9 protein-coding genes are annotated in these 6,029 nt (G+C 47.0%); all 9 read right to left on the bottom strand.

Annotated elements, in window-relative coordinates:
• Positions 1 to 3: 3 nt before the first annotated feature.
• The 9 genes from BW941_RS12885 to BW941_RS17865 all read right to left on the bottom strand — a co-directional run bounded on the left by BW941_RS12885 (position 4) and on the right by BW941_RS17865 (position 5,841).
• The gene (locus BW941_RS12885) at positions 4 to 558 is read right to left on the bottom strand and encodes a YbhB/YbcL family Raf kinase inhibitor-like protein (RefSeq protein WP_084188928.1); all 555 of its coding nucleotides are present in this window, start codon (positions 556 to 558) and stop codon (positions 4 to 6) included.
• 43 nt (positions 559 to 601) lie between these two features.
• Positions 602 to 1,960, bottom strand: a complete 1,359-nt coding sequence (locus BW941_RS12890; protein ID WP_076516674.1) for a hypothetical protein — start codon at positions 1,958 to 1,960, stop codon at positions 602 to 604.
• A gap of 144 nt (positions 1,961 to 2,104) precedes the next feature.
• Positions 2,105 to 2,719, bottom strand: coding sequence for a MarC family protein (locus tag BW941_RS12895; protein ID WP_076516676.1), 615 nt, complete (start codon positions 2,717 to 2,719; stop codon positions 2,105 to 2,107).
• A gap of 93 nt (positions 2,720 to 2,812) precedes the next feature.
• Positions 2,813 to 2,968 (bottom strand): hypothetical protein, encoded by a 156-nt coding sequence (locus BW941_RS17860; protein WP_175607910.1) that lies wholly within the window; start codon positions 2,966 to 2,968, stop codon positions 2,813 to 2,815.
• A 152-nt stretch (positions 2,969 to 3,120) separates the two neighbouring features.
• On the bottom strand, positions 3,121 to 3,504 hold the full coding sequence (locus BW941_RS12900; RefSeq protein ID WP_076516678.1) for a hypothetical protein: 384 nt from the start codon (positions 3,502 to 3,504) through the stop codon (positions 3,121 to 3,123).
• 93 nt (positions 3,505 to 3,597) lie between these two features.
• A complete protein-coding gene (locus tag BW941_RS12905; protein ID WP_076516680.1) occupies positions 3,598 to 3,903 on the bottom strand; it encodes a hypothetical protein in 306 nt (101 codons plus the stop codon).
• Positions 3,900 to 4,388 carry a hypothetical protein gene (locus BW941_RS12910; RefSeq protein ID WP_076516714.1) on the bottom strand — a complete coding sequence of 163 codons (489 nt, stop codon included), beginning with the start codon at positions 4,386 to 4,388 and terminating at the stop codon, positions 3,900 to 3,902. The genes BW941_RS12905 and BW941_RS12910 overlap by 4 nt, the downstream gene beginning before the upstream one ends.
• Before the next feature lie 96 nt (positions 4,389 to 4,484).
• Entirely contained in the window at positions 4,485 to 5,597 is a 1,113-nt protein-coding gene (locus BW941_RS12915; RefSeq protein WP_076516682.1) for a hypothetical protein, read from the bottom strand.
• A gap of 103 nt (positions 5,598 to 5,700) precedes the next feature.
• Positions 5,701 to 5,841, bottom strand: a complete 141-nt coding sequence (locus BW941_RS17865; RefSeq protein ID WP_175607911.1) for a hypothetical protein — start codon at positions 5,839 to 5,841, stop codon at positions 5,701 to 5,703.
• Positions 5,842 to 6,029: the final 188 nt, after the last annotated feature.

Here is a 6,029-nt window from a genome sequence, read left to right on the forward strand (position 1 = left end):
GGATTAACGGCCGTACATACCCGTGATCGAGGTTTTCTCGATGGTGTTGGCATTCACCATGTATCCGATCAGAGCGGCGCTGGCGTCTTTGGGCAGGTCCAGCTTCTCAACAGACAGGGCGTGAACGGTGAAGATGTAGCGATGAGGATCATCACCCACTGGCGGACATGCGCCACCAAAGCCGTAAGTGCCAAAATCTGAGCGACCATGCACGGCGCCATCAGGCAGGTTTTCACCACCGGTCACGCCTGCGTTGGTTGGCAGAGTCGTAACATCCGCCGGAATGTTATAAACAATCCAGTGCCACCAACCCGAACCCGTCGGTGCATCCGGGTCATACACATTCACAGCATAACTTTTGGTGCCTTCAGGGCCTGCGGTCCAGCTCAGGTCAGGAGAGATATTTTCCCCTTCACAGCCAAAGCCTTTAAACACCTGGGTATTCGCCAGGGTGCTGCCGTCGGCAAAGGTGTCACTTGAAACAGCAAAATCGTCAGCGAGAGCAGTACCTGACATCAGTGCCAGAGTGGTGCCCAGAAGGGTTGCGGTGCGACGCATAAAAGTCTCCTGTTGAGTTACAGATAAGCCGGTTTCTAACCTATCAGTCTTTTAATAATTTTTCATAAACTTCTTGCGGAGTGGTCGAGACGGTAATCAACTCACTGATAAAACCAATGATCTGATCACCCCAGATATCGTTGTGCCCGTCCATCAGCGCTTCATCGACAATGATATTCATATAAGGGTTCCGGGCTGTGGTGCGCTGCTTACTGAACAGATCCACCGTGGTGTAGATATCCGGCTGCTTCGGATCATGCGCTGACCACTCGAAATACGCACGCTCCAGATCAAAGGTCGTGGGTGCGTTCTCTTTCGGCGGCTTTAAATAATGCGTGTGGTAAGGCTCGAAGTGGCCGATGGTATTTTTATCGGCGCTCCATTGTGGAATGGTTACCGGCTTATGATTCACCATGCCGGGTTTCGGGCACTCGTAGCGCTCCATATCACGGTGCCGCTCGGTCAGGGTTGAGAAAAACCGACCCGCCGGAAACGCCCATTTTGTTGCCAGGTCTGTCTCAGACGTCAACACGGCGAGCTTAGGCAGCTGACCGGGGAAATAACCCCGGCATCGTTCTTGTGATAATTCCAGCAACGACGAAAACCGCAATGCTTCAAATGCTGGGTTCATCAGAATCACCATGTCACCAAAGCCCTCTGCGTTGCCTCCAAAGTTTTTCCCCTTGCGCGAATTAATAAAGCGGTCGTTGAGGATTTTCTGCAAAGAGCTGTAGACCACGGCACCGCCGAAGCTGTGTCCTATGACGACAAGTCGGCTGGTGGACGGTGGCTCGCCATCTTTAAACGTGTTTCTTACGTTTACCAGCTCTTCTAAGCGGAGCAGGGCTTCGGTCACGCCTTTACGGCCGACCTCGTGGGCGGTGGCTTTCCGGTCCCAGAAGGTCGTGTGATTCACTAATGGGATCGCCAGAGAATCGCCACGCCAACCAATATAAACCCCCAACACGGGTCTGCGGTCACGATTATGCTGAGCGCTGGAAGCGGCTTCCTGTGCCGATACCGAAGCCAGCATGTCGCGGAACTCAGCCACATTGGTATCGCCGGGTTCGGCACTATGATGCCAGCCATGAATAAAGGTCAGCACGATGACATCCTGCATCCCAGCTAGCCTCAGATAGCGGTCGAGTACCGAATCCTGTTGTTCGCGGGCCCATAGTTGGCCCTGATCATCGTATTCAATAAAGCCAAGGCGATACTCAGAGTCTGTGCCGGTTCCGCCAATCTGAAGCGCGTTCCCGGCACAGTCACCTTTCTTCTTGAAGGTACACTCGTCCGAATAATTGCCACGGTAGATACCGTTATGGCTGCAGGCAGAAAGGAGTAGGGTGGTAGTCAGCACACCTATAAAGGTGCGCATCTTATGGATCGTTCTTGATGTCATAGCGGCGTCCCTGCTGATCAGAAAATAAACTGAAAAACAGCTTACAATATTCTGAATCGCAGCAAACGCATGCTGGCCTGTTGCTGGTTAACAATGCCAACGAATGGCGCTATGAGTCTATTCGTTCAGACGCAGCGGCTCGTATCAGGGGCCGATATTTGCCCATTGCTCGACACCTATGGCGTTCATCACCAGCTGAACGGATAAGGCCGCCAGAATCATCCCCATGATCTTCGTCAGCAGAGATGCACCACCACTGCCAATCACCGCAAGAATACGGTCTGAGAAAAACATCATCACCCAGGTAATGGCCAGCGTTACTACGACAATAAGCCCCGTCATCAATTGCTGAGTAATCGGGTAGATCTGGTTATCGGTTAGCAGAATCACCGCAAGAATAGCGCCGGGGGTTGCCGTGGCTGGGATCGCAATCGGGAAAATGGCCACATTGTGGTCAGGCTCTTTGCCCGAGCTCTGGTCGTTTTCGGTAAAGATCATCTGCAAACCGAACAGGAAGAGGATAATGCCACCCCCCAACTGGAACGACAGCAAACTGATGCCCATGGCTGTCAGCAGGACCTGACCAATCAACAACGAACCAATCAGAACGCCGCCAGCATACAGCACAGCGCGGGTCGCGGTTTTGCGACGCTGGGTAACAGACATGCCCGCAGTTAAGGCAGAAAATATGGCAAGCGTGCCAATAGGATCAATGGTTGCCCAAAGAATCAGGGCATCCTGTACGGCTTTATCAAACATAGGTGGTATCAAGCATAGTGGCGTTCCGGAACAGAACGCCGACTATAGCAGACCGTCTGTACCGTAGGGCAGACGGAGAAGTGCAAAGCTACGTCAAATCTTACAGGCACCGCCTTCGCAGCCATCGTCTTCCTGCTCCTGATAGGACTCAGGATCGATCTCACCTAACTCCATATCATCCAGGAAGGATAACTCATCCCAGTCGTTGGATTCTTCGGTTTTCTTTGGCTCTGCTACGGGTTCGCTCATGATGGCCTCGCATAAAAACGTTGCTGTAAAACTCAGCCTAAAGAATGCCTGAATCACACCACAGGTCAAACACTGGCTTAAGATGGCACTCAGTGTTGCAGTGGTGGGCGTACGAAAGCTGCTTTGCGGTCACAACGAAAGCTACAGAGCCCTTATACATCGCTACCTGTAACCTCAGAGATCGTCGAGCGAAGGTGGTTTCCGTAGCTATCGTCCGGGCAGCAGTTCAACATGTACTGCACTAGCTCAGACTGGTCTTGTTTCGGTAGCTCTCTTAATAAGAGTGAGAATGCACTGCATGTGTAGCTTTCTGGGTTCTTACTGAATGTTTTAATCAGACCTGGTGCTAGTGAGTACAGTTGAAACGCTGAAATAATATTCGCAGCCACGACTCGCTCTCGCCAGCCCATACTTGAGGACAGCTCTATAACAATGTCTGTAGCCTCTCCCGAAGGAATAATAATCAATGCCTCTGCTACGGCTTCATCCCACGCCCTAAGGTATAGAGCTTTCACGTAATCAACATACTTGGTCATGACAGAGAATTATTTGTTAGAGGGTGAGTGGAGTGAGCCTTGGTGATAGCCACACTTATTTTGGCCGTAGCGAATTTCAGTGATTTCATTGATCTATGCTTGATCCGAAATATCTTCCCAGATTTGGCTATATCCACAATCTGACATCAGAACATCTATCTCATACGAGACATCAGCTACCATTGACGTATTATCCTTAGCTCCTAGAACCTCGATACCGTTTTCTCGGTCTTCAGCCATGCTATCGATCATCTTCCATATAAAATGGCTAAAGTGCCTGGCGTCATCTTCTGACTTTAATCCGGACTCAAGAATTTCCAAAACTCTTTGATCAGAAATCTTATTTGCATAATACGAAACAAGATCTCGCACATGAGAATATCTAACAGTCAGAATCACAGCGTCTCTCCTGAATCTTTAATAACGGACATCCGGTCTGCTATCCACTTAAGTTTCTCAACAAGAGAACTAATTTTCATCCGCTCGTTTACCGTTAATAAATAATGACCTTTTGCCGATTTTGAAGCACGCCTATCTGGCTGGAATGACATGCCTGAAGGAATATCGGCCCTGGATAATACCCAGAACACATCTACATTCTTACCAGCAACACGAGATATCATTTTATGCGCACTTTTTAGGTGCTGCCAGCTTGAAGAAAATGATAACCCCATCTGATCGTCAGGTAGAACCCACTGACCATCTTCAGATAACGTGTAGTCACAAACGCGGACGCCGCAAACTGTACGATATCGTCCGTCGAGAACTTCAGGATACAGCGTCGGGTGCTCCCCACGGGCAGTAGGTCTTGCATAATACCCATCTAGCTCGCTGATTATTTCCCTCAAGTCAGTGAGGCATTTAAATTGCTTAGTTTCATCCATGTCCATGACATCCATCTCGAAAAACTTTAACTCCACGCTCTGTGGGATTTGGGAGCGCCAGGGAGTAAAATTTCAGTAGAAGCGCTTTACTAGTGATCATTTTGGCAATTTTGAAAGCACCTTCCCAAGTGCATCAGTAACTACCCTCAACGCATGTTCGTCGACTACTTTTGAATCTTCGTCATCCGTTGAATTCTGACCGAAGATTCGCTCAGCTAATTGCTTTTTAAGCTCTTGCTGTTGCGTTAGTTCTAGAGAGTTTATGAATGGGTCAAAGGCCTTTACTTCCAATGCGAACCATCTCGCCCTTTTTTCGATATTTCTATGTCTAGTTGATTGCTGCGCGGAATAGGCTGCGCCCCATAGAAGAACTCCCGATATAGAAAAAGCGATAAGCATGGCATGCCAAGAAAAGCCGTTGCTCTGCAATGGTTTTAACTCCATACTATCTTTTTCCAAAGCAGCTTCATTTGATTGATTTTTCTCGTTATATTCTTGCGAAATCAATACATTTGGAGCTACTTCAATATCACTCCATGTTTCCGAATTATAGAAAAACGAGAATACTAGCCATATAACTGTGACACCAATAAATCCAACCGATACGTTTCTCCATCGATTAGCTTGTTCCTTTTCGTTATCTGCACTTTGAATATATGCCGCTCCAACACTGTCACCAGCCGTCAATTCATACAAATCAAGTATGGATTGGTGTTTAGACTTGGAATCTTCTATTACCCGATCAAGTTCCGTCTTAACTATCCTCTCCTGGCTATCTAGAGTTTCATCGTGCTTATCAATAATTTCTTGTACTTCTTTATTTTTTTCTGAGACAAAAGCATCTCTCCACTTACTAAATTCTTGGCTTCTAGACTCTTGTGCAGAAGAGAATTGGTTTTGCCAATCCGATGTAAGTTTACTCAATTCAGATTTTTTTTGTTCTATATCCTTTGAAAATGAATTAAGCTTTTTAGCTTGTTCTTCAGTTAAAGAAGAAATTTTAGTCAATTTAGCATCAAGATTTTCTTTTTTGATTGATAGCCCGTTAATTGTACTATCAACAACGCTATCAATGTAGGATATTTTTTCTTGTGACTCAGAGTCATCGGAAAGTGACTGAATTATAGATAATGGAGTTAGCTGTTTAGAGACATTATCATTAATGATGGCCAAATGAGTTGCTTTGCCACTTTGTACATAGGCGTTCACTTGGTTAGTAACATTCTGATGGCGCAAATGATTGTTTAACAAATCTATCTGGTTGACAGGAACTATTTCAGGGTCGACCGATGCTAAAACGAATCGATATCTCTCAATTATTTTTTTTTAGACGACGTTGTTCCTCAACATCACCTTCAGAAAGGTTTTCAACATTCGAACTAGCTGCGTCATCCAACCACGAAAGCGTTTCATGAATAGGATGTTTTTCAAAAGCTTCTTTCCATCGATTCATTTCTTCTCCAAGATATTATTCTCATACTCACCGCATCACTAACGCTCCGCTAGACGGCGAGCGAAGCGAGTCCTAGTGAAGGCCATGATTTTCTTGTGGCCGTAACGAATTTCAGCGGCTTGTATGGTTCAATTTCATTGTTAACCGCTATTCCCTCGACAGTTTTATATATAAGGTGAAGCCCGTAG

The sequence above is a fragment of the Thalassolituus maritimus genome (assembly GCF_900156675.1).
GTDB classification, from domain to species: domain Bacteria; phylum Pseudomonadota; class Gammaproteobacteria; order Pseudomonadales; family Oceanobacteraceae; genus Thalassolituus; species Thalassolituus maritimus.

What these genes read in the sequence shown, in the direction of transcription:
- BW941_RS12910 (WP_076516714.1), bottom strand. Translation starts at nt 4,388, where the DNA reads ATGGATGAAACTAAGCAATTTAAATGCCTCACTGACTTGAGGGAAATA.
- BW941_RS17860 (WP_175607910.1), bottom strand. Translation starts at nt 2,968, where the DNA reads ATGAGCGAACCCGTAGCAGAGCCAAAGAAAACCGAAGAATCCAACGAC.
- BW941_RS12895 (WP_076516676.1), bottom strand. Translation starts at nt 2,719, where the DNA reads ATGTTTGATAAAGCCGTACAGGATGCCCTGATTCTTTGGGCAACCATT.
- BW941_RS12890 (WP_076516674.1), bottom strand. Translation starts at nt 1,960, where the DNA reads ATGACATCAAGAACGATCCATAAGATGCGCACCTTTATAGGTGTGCTG.
- BW941_RS12900 (WP_076516678.1), bottom strand. Translation starts at nt 3,504, where the DNA reads ATGACCAAGTATGTTGATTACGTGAAAGCTCTATACCTTAGGGCGTGG.
- BW941_RS12885 (WP_084188928.1), bottom strand. Translation starts at nt 558, where the DNA reads ATGCGTCGCACCGCAACCCTTCTGGGCACCACTCTGGCACTGATGTCA.
- BW941_RS17865 (WP_175607911.1), bottom strand. Translation starts at nt 5,841, where the DNA reads ATGAATCGATGGAAAGAAGCTTTTGAAAAACATCCTATTCATGAAACG.